This is a genomic window from Laspinema sp. D2d (genome assembly GCF_025370755.1).
GTDB lineage: Bacteria > Cyanobacteriota > Cyanobacteriia > Cyanobacteriales > Laspinemataceae > Laspinema.
In genome coordinates this window covers 208,685-230,026 of the sequence record NZ_JAMXFC010000006.1, presented here as the reverse complement: position 1 = coordinate 230,026, position 21,342 = coordinate 208,685, and the positions used below count along the sequence as shown (strand labels likewise).

The 21,342-nt window shown below is 48.4% G+C and carries 14 protein-coding genes; 8 read left to right on the top strand and 6 right to left on the bottom strand.

Annotated elements, in window-relative coordinates:
• Positions 1-25: 25 nt before the first annotated feature.
• Positions 26-637 carry a DUF1802 family protein gene (locus NG796_RS06665; protein WP_261205116.1) on the top strand — a complete coding sequence of 204 codons (612 nt, stop codon included), beginning with the start codon at positions 26-28 and terminating at the stop codon, positions 635-637.
• Between the two features lie 327 nt (positions 638-964).
• A complete protein-coding gene (locus tag NG796_RS06660) occupies positions 965-2,608 on the top strand; it encodes a DUF1565 domain-containing protein (RefSeq protein ID WP_261205115.1) in 1,644 nt (547 codons plus the stop codon).
• A gap of 80 nt (positions 2,609-2,688) precedes the next feature.
• On the opposite strand, the gene NG796_RS06655 is transcribed toward NG796_RS06660, so the two are convergent.
• Both NG796_RS06655 and NG796_RS06650 read right to left on the bottom strand, forming a co-directional pair.
• Positions 2,689-3,672: an aromatic ring-hydroxylating oxygenase subunit alpha gene (locus tag NG796_RS06655; protein WP_261205114.1), complete on the bottom strand. Its 984-nt coding sequence runs from the start codon at positions 3,670-3,672 to the stop codon at positions 2,689-2,691.
• Between the two features lie 236 nt (positions 3,673-3,908).
• Positions 3,909-5,234, bottom strand: a complete 1,326-nt coding sequence (locus NG796_RS06650) for an MFS transporter (protein WP_261205113.1) — start codon at positions 5,232-5,234, stop codon at positions 3,909-3,911.
• 503 nt (positions 5,235-5,737) lie between these two features.
• Here NG796_RS06650 and NG796_RS06645 point away from each other — a divergent pair.
• Complete coding sequence (locus NG796_RS06645; RefSeq protein WP_261205112.1) at positions 5,738-7,678, top strand: CocE/NonD family hydrolase; 1,941 nt, start codon at positions 5,738-5,740, stop codon at positions 7,676-7,678.
• A gap of 266 nt (positions 7,679-7,944) precedes the next feature.
• Here NG796_RS06645 and NG796_RS06640 read toward each other — a convergent pair whose 3' ends face one another.
• Together NG796_RS06640 and pyk are read right to left on the bottom strand one after the other, a co-directional pair.
• Positions 7,945-8,172 (bottom strand): hypothetical protein, encoded by a 228-nt coding sequence (locus NG796_RS06640; protein WP_261205111.1) that lies wholly within the window; start codon positions 8,170-8,172, stop codon positions 7,945-7,947.
• Positions 8,173-8,629: 457 nt separating this feature from the next.
• Positions 8,630-10,411, bottom strand: coding sequence for a pyruvate kinase (pyk, locus tag NG796_RS06635; protein ID WP_261205110.1), 1,782 nt, complete (start codon positions 10,409-10,411; stop codon positions 8,630-8,632).
• A gap of 308 nt (positions 10,412-10,719) precedes the next feature.
• Here pyk and crtR point away from each other — a divergent pair, with 308 nt between their 5' ends.
• On the top strand, positions 10,720-11,625 hold the full coding sequence (gene crtR, locus NG796_RS06630) for a beta-carotene hydroxylase (RefSeq protein WP_261205144.1): 906 nt from the start codon (positions 10,720-10,722) through the stop codon (positions 11,623-11,625).
• A 94-nt stretch (positions 11,626-11,719) separates the two neighbouring features.
• On the opposite strand, the gene aroH is transcribed toward crtR, so the two are convergent.
• Both aroH and sppA read right to left on the bottom strand, forming a co-directional pair.
• Entirely contained in the window at positions 11,720-12,130 is a 411-nt protein-coding gene (gene aroH / locus NG796_RS06625) for a chorismate mutase (RefSeq protein WP_261205109.1), read from the bottom strand.
• Positions 12,131-12,225: 95 nt separating this feature from the next.
• Positions 12,226-13,041 (bottom strand): signal peptide peptidase SppA, encoded by an 816-nt coding sequence (gene sppA / locus NG796_RS06620; protein WP_261205108.1) that lies wholly within the window; start codon positions 13,039-13,041, stop codon positions 12,226-12,228.
• A 348-nt stretch (positions 13,042-13,389) separates the two neighbouring features.
• Here sppA and NG796_RS06615 point away from each other — a divergent pair, with 348 nt between their 5' ends.
• The 4 genes from NG796_RS06615 to NG796_RS06600 all read left to right on the top strand — a co-directional run.
• A complete protein-coding gene (locus NG796_RS06615) occupies positions 13,390-14,499 on the top strand; it encodes a DMT family transporter (protein ID WP_261205107.1) in 1,110 nt (369 codons plus the stop codon).
• 129 nt (positions 14,500-14,628) lie between these two features.
• A complete protein-coding gene (locus NG796_RS06610; protein WP_261205106.1) occupies positions 14,629-15,873 on the top strand; it encodes a HEAT repeat domain-containing protein in 1,245 nt (414 codons plus the stop codon).
• 244 nt (positions 15,874-16,117) lie between these two features.
• Positions 16,118-17,044, top strand: coding sequence for an LD-carboxypeptidase (locus tag NG796_RS06605; RefSeq protein WP_261205105.1), 927 nt, complete (start codon positions 16,118-16,120; stop codon positions 17,042-17,044).
• 261 nt (positions 17,045-17,305) lie between these two features.
• Positions 17,306-21,342: DUF4347 domain-containing protein (locus NG796_RS06600; RefSeq protein ID WP_261205104.1), on the top strand; the 4,037-nt coding region annotated here is incomplete at its 3' end.

Sequence of the window (21,342 nt, the reverse complement as noted above, 5' to 3'; positions counted from 1 at the left end):
GATTCGTTTCAACAGGGGTGTTTACATGGAATTAACGGCAGCTTTGAAGGAATGGGCGATCGCCATCGATGCTTTAGAACGAGGGGAGACTATCCTTTTACTCCGCAAAGGCGGGATTCGGGAAGTGGGGGGTCGCTTCCAGGTTCCGGAGTCGGAGGTGTTGTTATATCCGACGTTTGAACATCAAAAACCCGAGTTGCTGAAGTCGGACTATGGGTCGAATGTCACTCCAGTGGCGTCGGGATGGCATCCAGAACGGGTGCGGATTGGCAGTTGGGCAAGAATTACCGATTTGTGGCCGATCGCCGTGGAAACGGAGGAAATTGCGGCATCGGTGCAGTCGGCGTTGCTACCGTATCACATTTGGAACGATCGCTTTGTTCGCGATCGCCTCCAGTGGAAACCGCGCCAACCGCTGTATCTGTTGCTGTTGCGGACCTATCGTCTTGCTGAACCGCGAGAAATTGTTTATTGTGAGGCGTATGGCGGATGTAAGTCATGGATACAGCTAACGGAGGCAGTCGCTACCGTAGACTCATTCCCGGTTTTGGATGAGGGGACATACAGCAATTTGCGCGATCGCCTCCGGGAAATTGTGGCAACGCTGACTTATACTGACTCTGGTGAGCAATCCTGATTTTTCCCGGTGCATTGGGTATTAAAATGTCATAGTTCGGGAATTTTGTCACCCTGATGCTTTGGGTAATACCCTGAAACCTCCAGGATAGGATTACAGGCGATCGCTATACCACTTGACGGACTGTCCTACGGTTTACCTTTATTCTCTGTCTAAATATAAATTATCCTCCGTATGCATCCCCCACTGTATGCAGGTTTTGAGGAAATTGGCACAATTGGCTGTATAGGAGTCAGTTCAAAGAGTGACCCAATCGGGTTTCCGTACTGGGAGAGAGTGAGTAGATTGAGGGTGTGAAAAATAAATCGACGTTGGGATTCACACTCCATGATGAAACGTCAATATTCTACCTCTCAATCTTCTACCATTATGAACACTAACTCTAAATCTCGTCGTGCGATCGCCTCTCTTCCCGCTAGTTTAGCTGCCTTATTACTCTGTACAGGTGCGGCAACGGTACTCCCGATCCTCGCCCAAGTGAGAACTGGACAGACTCCCATCGCTGCTGCCACCAATAATGTTCTATATGTCAATCCCCAACTGGGACGGGATACCAATGCCGGAACCAGTGAAGCGGCAGCGTATCGCACTATCACTTATGCCTTGCAGAAAGCTCAAACGGGTACGGTAATTCAGTTAGCTGCCGGAACTTATAGCAAAGATACGGGCGAATCGTTTCCCCTTCCCGTGAAATCTGGAGTGACTCTGCGCGGAAATAGCAGCAACAAAGGACAAGGGGTGCTGATTATTGGCGGTGGCACTTATCTGAGTCGCACCTTTGCTAGTCAAAATGTGACGGTGAATGCTGCCAATACTAGCACCATTGAAGGGGTCACGATTACGAACCCGAATGCCAGTGGAACCGGGTTATGGATTGAATCCACCAATGCGGTGGTTCGCAATAGTACATTCAAAAATAGTCGTCGGGATGGGATTTTCGTCACCGGGAATGCCTCTCCGAAAATTGAAAATAATGTGTTTATTGAGAATGAGGCAAACGGGATTTCCATCGCCCGGGAAGCAGGGGGAGAAGTTCGCGGGAACACTTTTCAGAATACCGGATTTGGGTTAGCGATCGGGGGAACTTCCTCGGTTCTGGTGATTGGAAATACAATTTCCCAGAATATTGATGGGATGGTGATTTCCAATTCGGCAACTCCTGTATTACGGGAGAATGCGATCGAGGGCAATGAACGGGATGGAATTGTCGTCATTACTTCGGCACGTCCGGACCTAGGAACGGCATCCAGTGAGGGACTGAATCGCATCCGTAATAATGGACGTCATGCGTTATATAGTGTGTCGTCGGAACTGATTCAGGCGGTGGGGAATGATATCGATCGCGATCGCATTATCGGTTCGATTAACTTTGTTCCTGGGGATGTTCAAATCGCTTTTCAGGATGTCGAAGGACATTGGGCGCAAGCGTATATCAGCGCCTTGACGAAAAAAGGGATTATTGCCGGATTCCCCGATGGTACATTTAAACCCAATGAACCCGTAACTCGCGCCCAATTTGCGGCGATCGTCACCAAAGCATTTGCACCGGCGGCACAACGGCAGGGAATGGCGTTCCGGGATGTGACAAGCAGTTTCTGGGGGGCCGATGCAATTTCCGTGGCGTACCGAGGCGGATTCCTGGCAGGGTATCCGGAAGGGGTATTTCGTCCTAACCAAGAAATTCCAAAAGTCCAAGCGATCGTTGCCTTAGTCAGCGGATTGGGATTACGCACTAATGATACTGCCTCCCTCTCACGCTACAATGATGCGGCACAAATTCCCGACTATGCCTTGACAGCGGTAGCCGGGGCGACAGAAAATCAACTGGTGGTTAATTATCCCCAAATTGGTCAATTCAATCCGAATCGGGAAGCAACTCGCGCAGAAGTCGCCGCCTTTGTCTACCAAGCGTTGGTGAATGCGGGCAAAGCAGAAGCGATTCCCTCTCCTTACTTAGTTGCTACTCCATAGTTTGCCCTGGGGTCCTCCCCTCACTTTGATTAGAATTTTTCCGGAGTCGGGATGCAGCAATGTTGCATCCCGATTCTGATTTATACAGTACCATAAGTAACGCCTAAGCGTTTGAGCCATTTGCGGTAAGCGATCGCCGATTGATCACAAGCTAAATGCACCTCTGCTGCTAAATCCAGGGGCAACCGTTTGGGACGTTGGGATTCCACAATGGGGATATCTTGCTGAACCACGGTTTCTTGAAACTGCCGCAACGCTTCCTCCGGGATATCCTGTCCGTAATTCATGGCAATCCACATCCACCCTAAACAGACTTCTTCCTCTAAGGGAGTAATAGTAAAAAATAGTCCCAATTTTCCCCCTTGTGCTGCTTTGGCAAAGGATGCGGTTAAAGGACGCCAGATGCGATAATTGTAAGTCACTTCACCCCCAATCCCAGTCCCATCCGGGTCTGGTTGCCAAACCTTTAGGTTGTTTAAACTGATACCTTCCTCATCAGTTTTTACCTCATAATTTCCTACTTCGGTATGATTGATATCCCCGAGAAATCCATCATGGACAAAGGGGAAATGGGAAACATCAATAAAATTTTCCATCGCCCGCCACCCACTGGATTCATACCGGAAGGGACCGCATAAAAATTTACGAAATTTGGCATCATCCCACTCTAAAAATGGAGGAATTTTATCTAAAGAGAGTGCTTCTTGGGGTTCACCTAAATTTACCCAAACTAATCCATAGCGTTCGACACAATAATAGGCTTTAGCCCGCATATTGAGAGGGGGTTTGGGGGTAGAATAGGCGGGAATTAAAACGCATTGGCCCTCGGGATTATAGGCTAATCCATGATAAGGACAAACGAGGGTATCTCCGCACACTTTGCCCTGAGAAAGTCTTGCACCCCGGTGAGGACAGATATCTTGCCATGCCAGGATGCGATCGCCCGACTGCCACAGCAGCAATTCTTCTCCCAATAAGCGCACTGGGGTGATGGTTTCCGGTGGTAAATCACGCACTGCCGCCACCGGGTGCCAATCATTCTTTAAAATCGGATCAATGTTCATAATTGGGAAATTACTAACGGTTACTCCAGGAAAAATTTTGAAGGTTTGACGCTTTGATTATAACATTTTTAGGCTTAAATGTCGCTATGCACTGCACTTCAAAGTAGAATTTAGGAGCATGATTACCCCAATTTCAGTGAATACCAAATCTGGCTGTTAAAATCCAGTTTCTCTCTTAGCCCGCGCAGGCGGGCTTCATCCTGTGAGCCTCCACCCTTGAGGGTGTGGGCATCCTTTTAATCCCGGCTAAATACCACCGAATTTCTAGCTTCTTTTGCCCGGTCTACATCCACCAAGGCTAACAAAATAAGTCCCGAAATGAAAAAGATAATTACCCCTAAAATAGCAAGACGATTGCTGCCAGTAATCAACCCGATCGCCGCAAAGGTTAACGGGCCTAAAATAGCCGAACCTTTGGTAAAAACTGAGTAAAATCCATAAAATTCCGCTGAGGCATGAATGGGAATCATTGCCCCATAAAACGAGCGACTGAGGGCTTGAGACCCCCCCTGTACAAGGCCGACAATTCCTCCTAAAATAAAATATTCTGTAGCATTAGTCAAAAAATAGGCGTAAACAATTACCAGACACCAGCCGACTAAACTCAGCATTAATGCTTTTTTTGCCGTCACTTGTTCGGCTAGTTTACTAAATCCTAATGCCCCAAAAACGCTGACAAATTGAATGAATAGTAACGTCACCATTAAGGTTGTAGTTCCCAGCCCGATTTCTTGTTGTCCATAGATAGTTGCCATTGCCATGACCGTTTGAATCCCATTGTTATAAAGCAAGTAGGCAATCAGAAATAATAACAGGTGTTTAAACTGCTTGACTTTGCGGAGGGTGACCAGAATTCTGATGACACCTACTTCGGTATAAGCCCTCCATTTGGGCAAATGTTGATAAGCGGTAGGTAAGGATTCCACTGGAGGTTCTTCTTGCACATTTAAAAAGGTAATAATCGCAAATCCACCCCACCATAACCCTGCCATTGCGATCGCCAGTCGAACAGCAAGTTCCTGGGAAATTCCAAGGGCATTATGTCCCGTGACTAATCCCAGAGACAGGGCCAATTGCAGTCCCCCTCCCACATATCCATAAGCAAACCCTTTTCCAGAAACCCAATCGATTTGGTCATCTGAAGCAATTTGGGGGAGAAAAGCATCGTAAAAAATATTCGACCCCACAAAACAAATTTGAGCGATGACAAACAATATCATCGTCTGTAAGATATCCCCGGAACTCGAAAAAACCAGGGCGACTGTCGCTAAACTTCCTCCATAGCAAAACAACATTAAAAAGCGTTTTTTGGCAGCAGAAAAATCAGAAATTGCTCCTAAGATTGGAGCAAAAATAAACATAACGAAAGCGGAAAAACTAATCATCAAGGCCCAAATTGACTCAGCAGTGAAATAGGTCCCCCCTATATTTACCCCTGCTTCCGGAACGACGATGGCGGCAAAATATGGCGGTAACAAAGCAACCAATACCGTCGTAACATAGGCAGAATTTGCCCAGTCATACATCACCCAGCCGAATATTTGCTTTTTATTGTTTAACATTTGGAGTTCCAGGTAATTTCAGCATTGATTTGGGTATCTCGTGGCAAGCAGTCCCTAGGACTTTGGTACTATAAAAATTGGAAACCGGGATTTTTTACAAACTTTTTAGGGTTTAGCAATCCGTCGGGATAAAAACCCGGTTTCTTGTCCCTGGGGTCTAAAACTGTACCCCTGTCCTAGGACATGAATTTATTTAGTTTATAGCTGACTTGGGACAAAGTGACAAATTTTCGGGACAGTGACTCGTAATTGATTCGATTTCAGAGAAAAAAGGCATGACGGGGAATGCTGTGGGTGGGGCACTTGTCCATCCCCCAAATTTACTCCATTAATTTCCTCCGGCATCCGTAGCGATCGCCGCTAACGGACATCAGTCTCAGGTATTCCCTTTCTCCCACCCTTCTGCCTCAATTTTCCCTTTAAATCCCCCAAAACTTCCGCATCCCCAGAATCACAACTGCCGTTTAAAATAGAAACAGTGCAGTCTATAAAAATAGTCCTCCATGAACGATCAACGGAGATGGTATAAACCCAGAGGGTATCGCCCCCTACTCTTTACCCTCTCCCTTATGTTTAGCCTAATTTTCGGACTGGAACCCGTCGGAGAAACCTGGGCAAAAGTCTCCCCTTTATCGGGAGTAATCGGCGTAGAAAACCTGGATTCATCCCGTTACCCCAGCAACCAAGCTTTGTATGTAACCATGCGCGATGGGGTTAAAGTTGCGATTGATATCTGGTTGCCCAAACAATTAAACCCAGATGAAAAAATACCCACCCTGATGCGGATGGACCGCTACTGGCGATCGCTAGGAATTATGGGCTATTTTCCCGAATTTGACCCGAATTATCCCGAGGCACAACTGGCAAATAATGCGGGATATGCCTTAGTTTTAGTCGATGCTAGGGGGACGGGTTCTTCCTTCGGAAGTCAAATTTATCCTTGGTCCCCGGATGAAATTCAAGACTATGGAGAAATAGTAGATTGGATTATTGCCCAACCTTGGTCGAATGGCAAAGTTGGCAGCTATGGAACCTCTTATGCTGGCAATGCCACGGAATTTTTAGGCAGATTAAATCATCCCGCCGTCCAAGCGATCGCCCCTCGGTTTAATGACTTTGATCCTTACACTCAACTCGCCTTTCCTGGCGGTATTTTTAATGAATGGTTTGTCCAGCGTTGGAGTGAAAATAATCGACGATTAGATGCCAATGATAGTAATTTTGTTTGTTTAATGGAACAACTAGAAGGGGCAATGTGTGAGGGTCTAAAAGTGGTGATTACCGGGGCAAAACCTGTGGATGCCGATCGCGATGGGACCCTACAAGCGGAAGCCATCCGCGATCGCAGCTCCAATCTGGATGTATATGCAGCCGCCCAAACTATCACCTATCGCAATGATCGCTATGGTACAACGGGGATAACCATTCAAGACTTCAGCCCCTACCGCTTCCAAGAAGAAATTTCTCGTTCCCAAGTTCCTATATTTAGTATTGCCAGTTGGTTAGATGCCGGAACCGCGAATGGGGCAATCAGTCGATTCCTCACTTATCGTAATCCCCAAAAAGTCGTTATCGGTGCCTGGAATCATGGCGGGACGGAAGATGCCAGCCCCTATCAACCGGCGGATCTGTCTCCGGACCCGCCTCTGTATGAACAAATTGAAGAATTATTAGAGTTTTTTGATACCTATCTGAAAGACGAGAGCGATCGCCCTCCGATTACCCGAGAAATCCGCTATTACACAATGGGAGAAGATCAATGGAAGACTACCCCAGTTTGGCCGCCCCAAGGCATTGTCTCCCAATCCTGGTATTTTGGCGAGGACAACAGTTTGACCCAAGCTGCACCCCAAACGGAAGCGGGGACGGATGACTATGCGGTGAACTTCGAGGCCACCACCGGCACCCAGAACCGCTGGCATACCAAAGCTGGGGGAAAAGATGTCATATATAATGACCGAGTTAGGGAAGACGAAAAATTACTGACCTATACAAGCAATCCCCTTGTTGAAGCGGTGGAAATTACTGGGCATCCGGTGATTACATTTTATGTGAGTTCTAATGTCAACGATGGGGCATTTTATGTATATTTGGAAGAGGTGGATGATCAGGGGGAAGTTCTATATATTACAGAAGGACAATTGCGATCGCTGCATCGGCAGATTTCTCCAGAAAACCCGCCCTATGCGGTGTTTGGACCCTACCATTCTTTTACGCGACAAGACGGCCAACCCCAAGAACCCGGAGAAGTCATGGAACTATCCTTTGACTTATTACCCACCTCCGTGCGCATTGAGAAAGGACATCGCCTGCGGGTGGCGATCGCCGGTCATGATGCTGACACCTTTGCCCGATATCCCGCCCAAGGAAACGCTACCCTCACCCTACATCGGAACACCATCTACCCCTCCCATATCGACTTACCCATCATGACTCCAAAATAAAAGCGCGATAAGAATCGCGCTTTTATTGCCCTATTGAATAATCTCAAACCGATCTCCTGAATTTATTCTCACCTTGTTCTACACTTGTGGGTAAAACTTACCCTTCTTATGGAGCCAACTGACTCCATCTGGATCTTTATCCCGAGTCCAATCGCAGAAATTGGGCTTGTTTTTTTGCCGAGAGACACTAGAGGGGTTGATCCCAAAGCGTCTAGCTAATTGCAGTTGGGTGAGAGGAGGGAGTGCCTGACTGGTGGGAACACCAGTCAGGCGACTGATTCCCCCAAGGATGCCTCCAGCTTGGCAATCCGAGTTTCCATCACCACCAGTCGCTTATCGAGAGCAGCTTTGGGTGCTAAAGGCGTATAGCCCACATACTCGGAAATAGCCGATAGCGCGAGGTCCTCTAGGCTGATCCCGTCTGCTTTGGCCTTGGTACTCATGGCATTCATCAAGCTAGTTGACAGATTCAGATTAAACTGATGTTTGGGCATTGCGGTGTCAATATTTAATTTTTAGCACGCTTATTTATCTATACCTCATCTTGGCGCGTTTGCTGAGGAGAGACCGGACTTTTTAGCCCTTGATTTGAAAAAAATTTACTTTCAGTGATACTCAGCGATCGCCGCTAGTTGAAGGGGGTTTGAAACTCAAAGTATCCAAGGACAGCCCGCAGGGGGTGCGGAGGCGATCGCACATCTTGATCCCGTTGTCAGTCTATGCCTGAGCACAACCGGGCGATCGTCTCCGTTCCCGCAATCCCAACCGCATCTCCACATCCAGAAATCATCCAGGCGATCGGGCATTTAAAAGCAGCATCCATCCAAAAGATAGAGACAACAACAAAGAACTCGTCCGCATACTTTAACCCGCCCAGACCTCAAGGGGGTGATCCGCCGACCCTTCCCCCTAAATCCTTCAGACTTCCACCAGTCCCTAAATCCCCTTTCATCACGTTGTTAAAACTGTATCCGCTTGGGACATCGCACCGGAGTAAACCAACCCGCGTTCCATATCCATCGTTAGAATTGCCCCTTCTCGAATCAACTTCGTGGCATTCTTGACTCCCACAATGACTGGAACCCCTAACCGTAAACCGATCACGGCGGCATGAGAAGTCAAACTATCATCCTCCGTCACAATTCCCGACGCTTTGCGAATCGCATCAATATAATCGGCATTAGTGCGCGGGGCTACCAAAATTTCCCCCGGACCAAAGTTGCCCACATCTAGGGCCGTCTGAGCCACTCGGGCCCGACCACTCACCGCACCTTGACCCAGACCGATCCCCTTACCGAGTACCGCCGTCACGACTTCCACCTTAACCAGGTCTGTCGAACCCGAAACTCCTTGCAGCGTCCCAGCGGTCATCACGACCAAATCCCCCTCTTGCAGCAGGGTTTTTTCCAGGGCTACATTAATCGCCGCTTGGAACGTTTGTCCCGTGGAGGGTAAATCTAAAACTAACAAAGGTTTAACCCCCCAAACCAATTGCAACTGTCGGGCCACATCCACATGAGGAGTCACCGCCAGAATTGGAGTTTGGGGCCGAAACTTCGAGACATTCCGGGCAGTGGCCCCGGATTTGGTCAGGGTCATAATGGCCCCGGCATCGAGTTGTTGGGCAATTTTGACCACCGCTTGACTAATGGCATTGGGAATCGAACGACTGCGATCGTAAGCCGAACCTTGACCGATCGTCTGATCATGTTCAATACGACAGGCAATCCGGGCCATTGTCGCCACCGCCTCAATGGGATGTTTCCCGACAGCAGTTTCATTGGAGAGCATCACCGCATCCGTGCCATCCAGGATGGCATTGGCTACGTCAGAAATCTCCGCACGAGTAGCCCGGGGGCTATGCACCATACTGTCCAACATTTGGGTTGCCGTAATCACCGGAATCCCCAAACGGTTGCAGGTGGCAATCAAGCGTTTTTGGACAATCGGGACTTCCTCAGCGGGAATTTCCACACCCAGATCCCCCCGTGCCACCATAATCCCATCACATAACGGGAGAATGGCTTCCATTTGTTCCACCGCTTCGTGCTTTTCAATTTTGGCAATCACCGGCACGTTCTTGCCACTGGCGGAGATCAGTTCTTTAATTTCGAGAATGTCCTGGGGATTGCGGACAAAACTCAGGGCCACCCAGTCCACTCCTTGATCCAGTCCAAAGAGTAAATCTTCCCGGTCTTTTTCCGTAAGGGCTTTAATGGACAGGTAGACCCCGGGGAAGTTCACTCCCTTGTTGTTGGAGAGGGTCCCACCGACCACCGTGCGACAGTGCAGTTCTCGGGTTACGCGGTCCACCTTTTCCACCCGCATTTCTACCCGACCATCATCCAGGAGGATTGTGGCCCCGTCGGGAACTTCATCGGCGAGGGGGGGATAGGTGACGCAGGCAATTTCTTGGTTGCAAGACAGGAATCGGCTGGTCAAAATGAACGGGTCACCTTTTTGCAGGTAAATTGACCCGGACTCAAATTGCCCCAGGCGAATTTTAGGGCCCTGGAGGTCTTGGAGAATTCCGACGGGCTGATTGAGTTCAAAGGAGGTCTGTCGGATCAAGCGAATGCTTCGCTGATGATCTTCATGGGTCCCGTGGGAAAAGTTGAGTCGCAGGGTGGTTGCACCGGCTTCAATCAGTTCTCGGAGGATGTCCGGCTGACTGGTAGCAGGGCCTATGGTGGCGACTATTTTAGTTCGACGCAGAAAGTTTCGCAATTGCATGAAGGTCCAAGGGGGGGTAGAAGTAGGTCCCTAGCTGATGAGGGTAATGTTTCATCAAAAAATTAGCGGCTAAAGACTCCTAATATAATCCTCGAAAAAGTGGTAGAGATGAAAGCAGTCCACTGTATCGACTGGCTTTTTGGTTGTACCCTCAAAGACAGTTGCAGCTAATTGACCATTGAGTCTCAAACCTATAAATAATATTTATAGAAATCCCTAGGATTAGACTGAGGGATTCACAAAACTTTATATTTAAGAATGCTTATCATACATTTTTTGAGGATCTGTTGAAAGGAGTTACGACGACAATGCCAGAGGCGATGCCGCCCCGAACTGTTCCGAAAGAGTTACTGGGGCCTCCCGGCGACTTCAATCCGACCCTGCTGATGTTTTTTGGCGCACTCGCCTTGATCGTGATCTCGACCTTGGGATACTGGCGGCTAGACTGGCCCGCATGGTGCTGCTTTTGTACGAATGTTTTGGCCTTACATCTGGCGGGGACAGTGATTCACGATGCCTCCCATAATGTGGCCCACCGCGATCGCGTGATGAATGCTGTCCTAGGTCATGGCAGCGCCTTAATGCTGGGATTTGCCTTCCCGGTGTTCACTCGGGTTCATCATCAGCATCATGCCAATGTCAATGACCCAGAGAATGACCCAGACCACTTTGTTTCGACGGGGGGTCCGCTATGGCTGATTGCGGCGCGGTTTTTTTACCATGAGATCTTTTTCTTTAAACGGCGACTGTGGCGGAAATATGAACTGTTGGAATGGTTTTTGAGCCGCTTGTTTGTAGCAACAATTGTCTATGTGGCTTGCCAATATGACTGTTTGGGCTATATTCTCAATTTTTGGTTTTCTCCAGCGTTAGTGGTGGGGTTGGCCCTGGGATTGTTTTTTGACTATCTGCCCCATCGACCTTTTAAAGAGCGCGATCGCTGGAAAAATGCCCGGATTTATGCCAGTCCCATTCTCAATATCCTAATTTTGGGACAAAATTACCATCTGATTCATCATCTATGGCCCTCGATTCCCTGGTACTATTACCAGCGCGCTTATCGAGAAACCCGACCCCTTTTAGAAGCCAAAGGATCGCCCCTGTGTCTAGGAATCTTCCAGGGAAAAGATTTTTGGAGTTTCCTGTACGATGTTGTTCTGGGGATTCGCTTTCATCACCGACATCGTGGCGATCGCAAACTCGAAAAAGTTTAAAAAAATCGCCCCTCACACCAAATCCAGGAGGTAGGGGCGTTTCTTGGCTCCTCTCTGGGCCTTGGAGGGGCGATCTCTTGGACCCCAACCCCGCTTAGATTTCGATCGGTCCCCTTCGCCATTCCCCAACGGAAGTAAAACTCAAGTCCGGTCTAAGATTTTTCGCATGACGTAGATAGGGATGATAAATTTCTGTATGGGCTGAAGCCACGTTGATATGAATCAAAAATCGAATACATCGTTCTAAATCTCCCCGAACGTACATATGCTGCACATCCAACAAGGGGACATTTTCCCAGTGGGGTCGTTGACGGGCGATCGCTGCCGGGAAAATCGCATCCAAATCCCGCGTCACTGAAAATGTCGCACTAATAATTAACTCGGGATCCAGCTTATTTCGGGCTTCTAATTCGTCAAGCAGTTCATTCACCGCCTCTCGAATTGCCTCAATCGTATTATCCGAGGCCGTAATTGCTCCACGAATTGCCTTAACTGTCCACTCCACGCCAAAAATCCTCCTTTTCTAATTTGGGTCATTTGCCATTTGTCCGTTGTCCTTTGTCCTTGAGCCTTAGTAAAACGACATTAGACATGAGATGCTTAGGGTCGATACAACCAAAGGGGCTGTCCATGATGAGACATCTCAAATTCACACCAATCGATCCCGGCTAAAATACCCGTTGAACCCAGGGTGCTTCCTAGCAACCGATTTAAGAGGGGTTTACGGTCTTCCAAGGTGTAACACTCGGTTTTTTTAGGGTCAAGACCCGCGAGTTCTGCCGCCCAAATTCGCGCATCTTCCTCGGTCCCTAATCGGTCTACGACTCCCAATTGCACCGCTTGTTCTCCGGTAAAAATGCGCCCATCGGCAAAACTTTTCACCTGCTCTACGCTCAGGTTGCGTTCATCAGCAATGGTTTGAACAAACTGGAGATAACTGATATCGATCATCTCTTGGAGTATTTGTTGTTCCGGTGGCGTCAGTTCCCGGTCAAAACTCAAAATGTCTTTGTAAGGTCCGGATTTAATCACTTGGAAGGAAACGCCGACTTTTTCAAGCAGTCGTTCTAAGTTATTTCCCCGGAGAATCACCCCAATGCTCCCTGTGATCGTACCCGGATTCGCGACGATATGCGGCGCACCCATGCCGATGTAAACCCCACCGGATGCGGAAATATTCCCAAAACTAGCGACGATTTTTACAGTTTGGCTTAGTCGTTTCAGGGCTTTATAAATTTCCTGGGAGTCCCCGACGGTCCCTCCGGGACTATCAATCCGTAAGAGTAAGGCTGGAAATTTTCTCTCTTCTATGGTTTTGAGGGCGGCGAGCACAGTTTTACGGGTTGTCCCGTTAATGGCACCGTTAATTTCAATACGAGCAATTTTTTTCCGAAATTTCCGAAAAGGCCAAATCATAGTTCAGTAGCACGAAGCAAAATAAATCAGTTGAGCGGGAAAATAAACTGCCAAAGCGATTCCGGTCAGAATAAGAATGCCTGTCTCAAGTCAGGGTTCTGTGTAGTCTTGGCACTTCATTTCTAGTTTGCCTTATCTTTGAGTTCCTCATTTAAGATTGACATTTAACCTGATTTGTGCATAAGGTCTAGCGAGACTCGTTGCCCCTTGGTACTCTAACCGGGGGTGGGGTTTGTTTCAAGTTTGTAACAAAACTACATAATTTGCTACAATCCCGTTATATAAGTAATTTTTGCACCCGATACTTCCGATCGCTTGAGAAAGAACGGCATCCAAATATAAAGGCTTATGGAACTCAAATTAACCCACTCTAAATTCTCATTCACGCCCCTATTAATGATTGCTCCCTTTTTCCTCTGGGGTACCGCAATGGTCGCCATGAAAGGAACGCTTACCAGTACAACACCCCTGTTTATGGCCGGGGTGCGCTTAGTTCCAGCGGGACTGTTGGTGTTGGCAGTCGCTGCGATCGCCGGACGTCCTCAACCCCGGACATGGCAAGCATGGCTCTGGATTTCGCTGTTTGCCGCTGTTGATGGGTTTCTCTTCCAAGGGTTTCTCGCCGAAGGATTAGTTAAAACAGGTGCGGGTTTGGGTTCGGTGATGATCGACTCCCAACCCCTCGCCGTGGCCCTCCTGAGTGCATGGCTGTTTGGAGAAATCATTGGAGGATGGGGTTTCCTGGGGTTGGGACTGGGTATTCTGGGTATTAGTCTGATTGGACTACCTGATGAATGGATTTGGGGTTGGGTTAACGGGTCCTTCACCGTGCCTCCCCTGCAACTTTCGGGGTTATTTCAGAGTGGGGAATGGTTAATGCTGTTGGCGGCCCTCTCAATGGCAGCGGGAACCGTGATGGTCCGATTTGTTTGCCGCTACGCCGATCCAGTTGTGGCGACGGGTTGGCACATGATTATTGGGGGATTGCCCTTGTGGATGCTGTCCGGACTCACAGAAACTGAACAGTGGGTGCATTTAGACGGGAATGGGTGGATAGCATTGGCTTACTCTACCGTTTTTGGATCGGCGATCGCCTATGGACTATTTTTCTACTTTGCTTCCACGGGAAACCTTACCAGTCTGAGTTCCCTAACCTTTATGACCCCAGTGTTTGCTATCCTCTTCGGCAATCTATTTTTATCAGAAACCCTCTCTGGGTTACAGTGGAGTGGTGTTATCCTCACTCTGATCAGCATCTACCTGATTAATCAGCGCGAACAACTCCCTACTGGGGCGATCGCAACTTTAACCGCGAAACTCAGAACATCCTGTGCATCCACTCGCTACATCCCCAGTGGCGAAAATCCCTCACCGGAACCGATCCCCGTTTTGAATGGATCGGAAGGTCACCCGGTTGAAATTCCCATTCAACTTCGAGTTTCAGATTCAGAAGGTTAAGCTATCCCCGGTTGACTGATTCTAACGGAATCGGGGTAGCTGAAGATTGCGATCATTCCGGTGTGCTATTACAGGGATTGTATTCTTAGCCCATCGCGTTGGGAACAGAAAGCAAGTTAGCTTAGTGTCATGCTTTCTTTGGATCAACTGGTTGGATCTGTACCCCTATTTATGATCGCCTACCATCCCGTTTTATTACTGATTACTACTTTAACCGGCCTGGGAATTTTTCCCGGTGCCGAAGGGGGGAGTTTGATTTCTCAAATCCCAACTTCTGTTACCTCCCAAACGCTCTCCCAGGGACAGATCCCACGGACTCCAGTCCCTGGAGATCTGCCCTTGCTTCGCGATCGCCCCCCATCGGAGACGACTGCGGACCCGTCTAGGAGACTCTCTCCCAATCCCGAGTCCCCGATTAGGGCAACCCCGGAACCCCTGGAACTGGCCCAGAATGAACCCAATCCCGCAACCCCAACTCAACGCCCTCCCAAAAAAAATCGGTTTTCTCGAAAAGACCTATTCTGGCTATTACTGCTGAGTTTTGGGACGCTTGCCTTTGCCGGAATCTTTGCGGGGGGCTTTTATTTGCTCACCCATTCTGGGGAAGAAGTGGATGAGGAAGAGGAAGAGGGGCAGGAAGTACCCGAAACCCCGGCAGGTTTCAAGGACCCCCCGGATCAGTTTTCAGAACTTACTCCCAAACCCCAGTTGGAATCTCCCCTGTTAGAGAAGGGGACTCCTATTGGACAGGCCCCAGTGTCACCCCATCACGGGAATGGCTACAACGATAAGGCAATTGACTCCTCCCCCCAACTCCCGTCATCGTCAGGAATTCCCCCTATTTCTTCTCCAGAAGAAGGGGAAGGGTTAGTCCGGAGTGAACCCCCCCAGCTTGCTAAAATTGATGCGATCGAAACCTTAATTGAAGATTTGCAAAGTCGAGTGCCGACTCAACGACGCAAAGCAATTTGGGAACTGGGACAAAAGGGTGACTCGCGGGCGATGCAACCCTTAGTGAGTTTATTAATCGATTCTGATTCTCGGCAGCGCAGTTTAATTTTGGCATCCCTGGCTGAAATTGGAAATCGGACCCTGCAACCGATGAATCGTGCTTTAGTTCTTTCTTTACAAGATAGCAATCCGGAAGTGCGTAAAAATGCTATCCGAGATTTAACTCGTATCTATGATTTAGTTTCCCAAACCAGTCAACTGCTGCGCCACGCTTCGGAAGATTCCGATCCCGAGGTCAGAGAAGCGGCCCAGTGGGCTTTGTCCCAACTCAATCGCCTCCGTCCTGGGGCTAATTCTGAATCCCGTTCTTCGTTACAAAATTGGTCTCCCCCCACGGAAACTTATCCAGAAGATATTCCCTAGTTTGGCTCGAAATTGGAATCGGTGAAAGGGAAAATGATGTCTCGATTTTGTCCCAATAGTTTGAAGGGTTAATTCCGGTGAAGCTTAAGGCAACTTCTCGAAGAGTAGAGGATTAAAAACCGGAGTATATGATATTTTTAGGGTGTATATTTTGGGGGATTTTCCAGTTTAGGGCAACGGAGAAATCCCACCCATTAAGGGTGATAAATTATTGATAAATAAGTAAGGGATTAGAAAGCGCACAATGGCATTGGAAATCGCGGGGTTAAATTTGAATCGAATTGTGCCACCGGCATTAAAACCTGGGGATTTGGTGCGCGCAGTTGCCCCGAGTGGGGGTCTGCGAGAGCAGTCCGCTTTTGAAAAAGGGCTGGATATTTGGCGATCGCGCGGGTATCGGGTGGAACTGACTGCCGGTTACGACAACACTTGGGGATATTTAGCGGGAACCGATCGCGATCGGCGTCAACAACTGGCGATCGCATGGCAGGATCCAGACTGTCGCGCCATCCTCTGCGTCCGAGGCGGATATGGAGGGGCTAGGATTTTAGAAGATTGGATCTGGACCCCTGAAGCAACCCCTCCCAAATGGTTAATCGGATTTTCTGACATTACCAGTTTGTTATGGAGTCTGAATAAAACCGGCATCGTCGGGGTGCATGGTCCCCTCCTCACCACGATCGCCAGCGAACCGGATTGGACGATCTCCCGGTTATTTGATTTAGTTGAAGGCAAGGTAATCCCCCCTCTCCAAGGCAACGGCTGGGGAAATGGCATCGCCACCGGATATTTACTCCCCGCCAATCTCACTGTTGCCACTCACTTACTCGGGACTCCGGCGCAACCTAAGTTAGAGGGAGCAATTTTAGCGTTTGAGGATGTGGGAGAAGCCCCCTATCGCATTGATCGGATGCTCACCCAATGGCGGATGATGGGTGCACTAACGGGAGTGAGAGGAATTGCATTAGGCCGATTTAGTCAATGTGATACCTTAGCTACTAAATCCAGTTTTACCGTGAGCGAAGTTTTGCGCGATCGCCTGGTAGACTTAGACATTCCCATTGTTTCAGATTTACCCTTCGGACATGATGGCGAAAATGCCGCCTTACCCGTGGGAGTCCCCGTGGAGTTAGATGGGGATAAAGGAAGTTTAAGTATTTTAGCGACTTAACCTCTTCTGTGTAGAGAGCAACACCCACCGGACTGTAAAAACCCGATAGGTGTTGTTCTGGGGAGTTCGGAGAATCTCTTCAGCAAGAATCAGGTCACTATAGATTAAGATTAGAGTCAGTTCAGGCTAGTGAGACAGCGCATTGTTCAGGGTGCGGTGTTTGGCGTGGGAATGACCGGGGATTTGATAGGTAATATCTCATTCCGGATGCCGATCTTATCTATGTGCGATTACCCTATTCTTATCAAAGATCCATAAGCTATGGCCTTTTTGCTGTCAGAATCTACAAACCCCTTCTACTCCGTCTGGGAAAACACCTCCCCCAAGCAAATTCTGTTTGCTGACCCTACGGTGACGGGATATGAAACCCTCATCGCCAGTACCCCCGCCGAATTACCCGTCGTGGTGTTAGACCCCAACCAAGATGCGATCGCCCAAATTAGTGAGATCCTCTCCCAGCAAAAACAACCCCTCGAAGGTCTCCATATTCTCTCCCATGCCCAATCTGGGGTGGTACACCTTGGAAACAGGGTTTTAACCGCCGAAACCCTCCCAGAAGCTGAAATTTTCCAATGGGCAAATTCCCTTGCCCCCGATGCCGATATCTTGCTTTACGGATGCAATCTCGCCGCTGATCAGGGGATATTTGTCAATCGCCTCGCCACCCTCACCGGGGCGGATGTTGCCGCTAGTGATAACCTGACAGGTAGCGCCGCTTTGGGAGGAGATTGGGAACTGGAAGCGCGTACAGGTCCAATTGAAGTGCAAATCCCCTTTTCTGCGCAGGCGATCGGTGCTTACGGGGGTATCCTCGCCCCCACCGACCTTTTCATCTCTGAATATGTCGAAGGCAGCAGCAACGACAAAGCTCTAGAATTCTACAACGGCACTGGAAGCGCGATCGACCTAGCTGCAGGTGGCTATTCTGTCCAAATGTATTTTAACGGGAATGCTACGGCTACTACAACCATCACTCTCAACGGCACTGTCGCGCATGGTAGCACCTTTGTTCTGGCCGATAGCGGTGCCAACTTTGCCGCAATTGCCAATCAAACCAATGGCAGCCCCTGGTATAACGGCAACGATGCCATAGTCCTGCGAAAAAGCGGTATAGTTATTGATTCAATCGGACAAATAGGTGTTAATCCCGATGCAGCCTGGAGTGGGGGAGGGGTGAGTACGTTAAATAGAACCTTGCGCCGCAAAATCACCATCACTACTGGAGATACCAACCCGGGCAATACCTTCGACCCTAGCCTAGAGTGGATTGGATTTCCGATAGATACTTTTAGCGGATTAGGTCGTCTTAATGAAGCCCCCCAAATCACCCTCCCCAGCGACAATCTCAACTATATCGAGAACCAGGGTTTTGCCATTCTTGACCCCAGCATCACTGCCACAGATCCTGACTCACCTAACTTCAACGGCGGCACTCTCAGGATTAACTTTACCTCGGGTGCCACAACCGATGATATTTTGATGATTAGAAACGAAGGTTTCGGTTTAAACAAAATTTTGGCTGGTATTGATTCTCCCGGACTTAACCAGATCCGGTACAATAACGCAGAGATTGCCACCTTCACCGGCGGTACTCAAGGCAAACCCCTCACCATTACATTCAATAGCAATTCTGCCACTAATGCTGCCGTTACTGCCTTGATGCGGAACATCATTTATGGCAATATTTCTGACAATCCATTAGCGGGCGATCGCACGGTCCAATTTCAACTCACTGATGCCCAGGATCTAGTCAGTAGTCCCGCCAGTAAAACCATAGCTTTTACCACTGCGAACGATGCTCCTATTATTGCCGTTCCCAGTGCATCTTTCCCCCTTTACGATGGAACCGATACCCCGGATACTCAAGGTTTTGAATACCGCACTTTACCCTATCTTCCGATCGCCACTGTCCAAACTGATGAGAATCTCAACACCACTGCAACTGCTTCGGATTATGCTGGTTATATTGCCCGACCTGACCGAATTCCCCTACTAGACAGAAATACCGGCTATACCATCAACTTTACGGCCCAAATTCTGGAGGAAAACCATGAGACTGCCGGTGCCAATAAAAATAACGATTCCCTTCTCGATCGCGCTGGATTTAGCCTAATTGCCATCAGCAGCGATGGACAAAAAGGCATAGAAATCGGGTTTTGGGAAGATAAAATCTGGGTTCAGGAAGACGGTGGTGCCGAACCTACTCCTGATAACACTACGAATACTCTATTCACCCACACGGTTAACCCCGACGAAAGTGTGCTTTTTAACACCACAAGCAATCCGGTTAACTATCAGTTAGAGGTGTTGGGAGACACTTACCAACTCCTCGCCGATGGCACCCCGATAATGAGTGGCAATCTGCGCGACTACACCAACGCTACTCTCCCAGGTTTTCTCCCGGAAAATCCCTACACTACACCCAACTTTATCTTTTTTGGGGACAATACTCCCAGTGCCAGCGCTAACTTTGATCTATCAGCAGTTTCTGTCACAACGGGCAGGAGTTTACCAGCTTTATCCGTGAATGAAGATACGCCTTTGGTGATTCCGGGCATTAGCGTCGCCGATGCAGATGCAGAAACTAATGAAATCGCCGTTACCCTAAGCGTTAATCAGGGCATCCTCACGGTCAATTCCGCAGTAACTGGGGGCGTCACCGGGGAAAATATCACCGCTAATGGCACAAATAGCGTGACCCTTACTGGGACAATTAGCCAAATTAATCAAGTTCTAGCTGATGCAGCGGGTCTCCTCTATCAGGGTTTACCCAATTTTAATGGCACTGATACTCTCACGGTTCTTGCCAATGATAGAGGCAACAGCGGGAGTGGAGATTCGCTTACGGATATACAGACTCTCAATATTACTGTAAATCCCGTCAATGATGCCCCAGTTTTAACCCTGCCACCTAACCAAGTGGTTGATCAAAGTGTAAATTTATCGATTCCAGGAATTAGCGTCACTGATGTCGATGCCGGGACTCAACCTGTACAAGTAACCTTATCTGCTAACAATGGTTTCTTAACCTTCACAAATGCCCCGAATCTCACTTTTATCAATGGGGATGGCAGTGGGGATGGGGCGATGAGTTTTACGGGGACTCTATCTGATATTAACAATGCTTTGAGTACCCTGGTTTATCAAAGTGGTGCAAATTATTTTGGGGCTGATACGATTAATATTACGGGGAATGATTTGGGGAATACGGGTACAGGAAACCCGCTAGAGGTTTCAGGAAATATCCCAATAACCGTCAACCCGAAAGGGGTACTCACCCTCGGCGAACATTCTGTCAGTCAAATATTAGACCAGTTTCCTGCTGCCTCTACTTCGGTCCCTGATGGGACAGTTTGGTATCGGTTCCGTTTGAGTTCAGTTAATGAACCCATTATTACCAATACTCTGACTTTTGGAGTCACTGTTAGTGGGATTGGGAATACCAATTTTGGCAATTTACAGCTCATTGCCGATATTAATAATAATGGCATTTATGATACCGGAGACTTGGGGATTGGCGCGGTGGAAATACCACTAAATATTACCGATGGTATTACGTTTAGTACCTTTACTGTGCCCGTAGGAAATCATAATTATTTGCTCGTGGGGGGGGTGAATGATTTACAGGAGGGTTCTACTCTCTCTGTTACGCTGAACAGTGGCAATATTGTAGCGGCCAATGGTAACGAGATCGCTATCTCTGCTAATGGTACGGCGAGTATGGCATCGCATATCGTGGAGGCGATCGTTCCTGAAGAGATTCCCCCCGAAGATAATTCAGAAGAAATTCCCCCAGAAGATAATTTAGAAGAGATTCCACCCGGAGACAATTCAGAAGAGATTCCACCCGGAGATAATTCAGAAGAGATTCCACCAGAAAATAATTCAGAAGAAATTCCTCCAGGAGATAATTCCGGGATAATTCCTCCAGGAGATAATTCAGAAGAGATTCCACCCGGAGACAACTCCGAGATAATTCCACCCGGAGATAATTCTGAAGCAATTCCCCCAGAAGATAATTCAGAAGAGATTCCTCCAGAAGATAATTCAGAAGAGATTCCACCCGGAGACAACTCCGGGATAATTCCACCCGGAGATAATTCTGAAGCAATTCCCCCAGAAGATAATTCAGAAGAGATTCCTCCAGAAGATAATTCAGAAGAAATTCCTGCCGGAGATAATTCAGAAGAGATTCCACCCGGAGACAACTCCGGGATAATTCCACCCGGAGATAATTCTGAAGCAATTCCCCCAGAAGATAATTCAGAAGAGATTCCTCCAGAAGATAATTCAGAAGA

Excerpts from the sequence above, each read along its gene's own strand:
- NG796_RS06665 (WP_261205116.1), top strand. The coding sequence starts at position 26 with ATGGAATTAACGGCAGCTTTGAAGGAATGGGCGATCGCCATCGATGCT.
- NG796_RS06660 (WP_261205115.1), top strand. The coding sequence starts at position 965 with ATGATGAAACGTCAATATTCTACCTCTCAATCTTCTACCATTATGAAC.
- NG796_RS06655 (WP_261205114.1), bottom strand. The coding sequence starts at position 3,672 with ATGAACATTGATCCGATTTTAAAGAATGATTGGCACCCGGTGGCGGCA.
- NG796_RS06650 (WP_261205113.1), bottom strand. The coding sequence starts at position 5,234 with ATGTTAAACAATAAAAAGCAAATATTCGGCTGGGTGATGTATGACTGG.
- NG796_RS06645 (WP_261205112.1), top strand. The coding sequence starts at position 5,738 with ATGAACGATCAACGGAGATGGTATAAACCCAGAGGGTATCGCCCCCTA.
- NG796_RS06640 (WP_261205111.1), bottom strand. The coding sequence starts at position 8,172 with ATGCCCAAACATCAGTTTAATCTGAATCTGTCAACTAGCTTGATGAAT.
- pyk (WP_261205110.1), bottom strand. The coding sequence starts at position 10,411 with ATGCAATTGCGAAACTTTCTGCGTCGAACTAAAATAGTCGCCACCATA.
- crtR (WP_261205144.1), top strand. The coding sequence starts at position 10,720 with ATGCCAGAGGCGATGCCGCCCCGAACTGTTCCGAAAGAGTTACTGGGG.
- sppA (WP_261205108.1), bottom strand. The coding sequence starts at position 13,041 with ATGATTTGGCCTTTTCGGAAATTTCGGAAAAAAATTGCTCGTATTGAA.
- NG796_RS06615 (WP_261205107.1), top strand. The coding sequence starts at position 13,390 with ATGGAACTCAAATTAACCCACTCTAAATTCTCATTCACGCCCCTATTA.
- NG796_RS06610 (WP_261205106.1), top strand. The coding sequence starts at position 14,629 with ATGCTTTCTTTGGATCAACTGGTTGGATCTGTACCCCTATTTATGATC.
- NG796_RS06605 (WP_261205105.1), top strand. The coding sequence starts at position 16,118 with ATGGCATTGGAAATCGCGGGGTTAAATTTGAATCGAATTGTGCCACCG.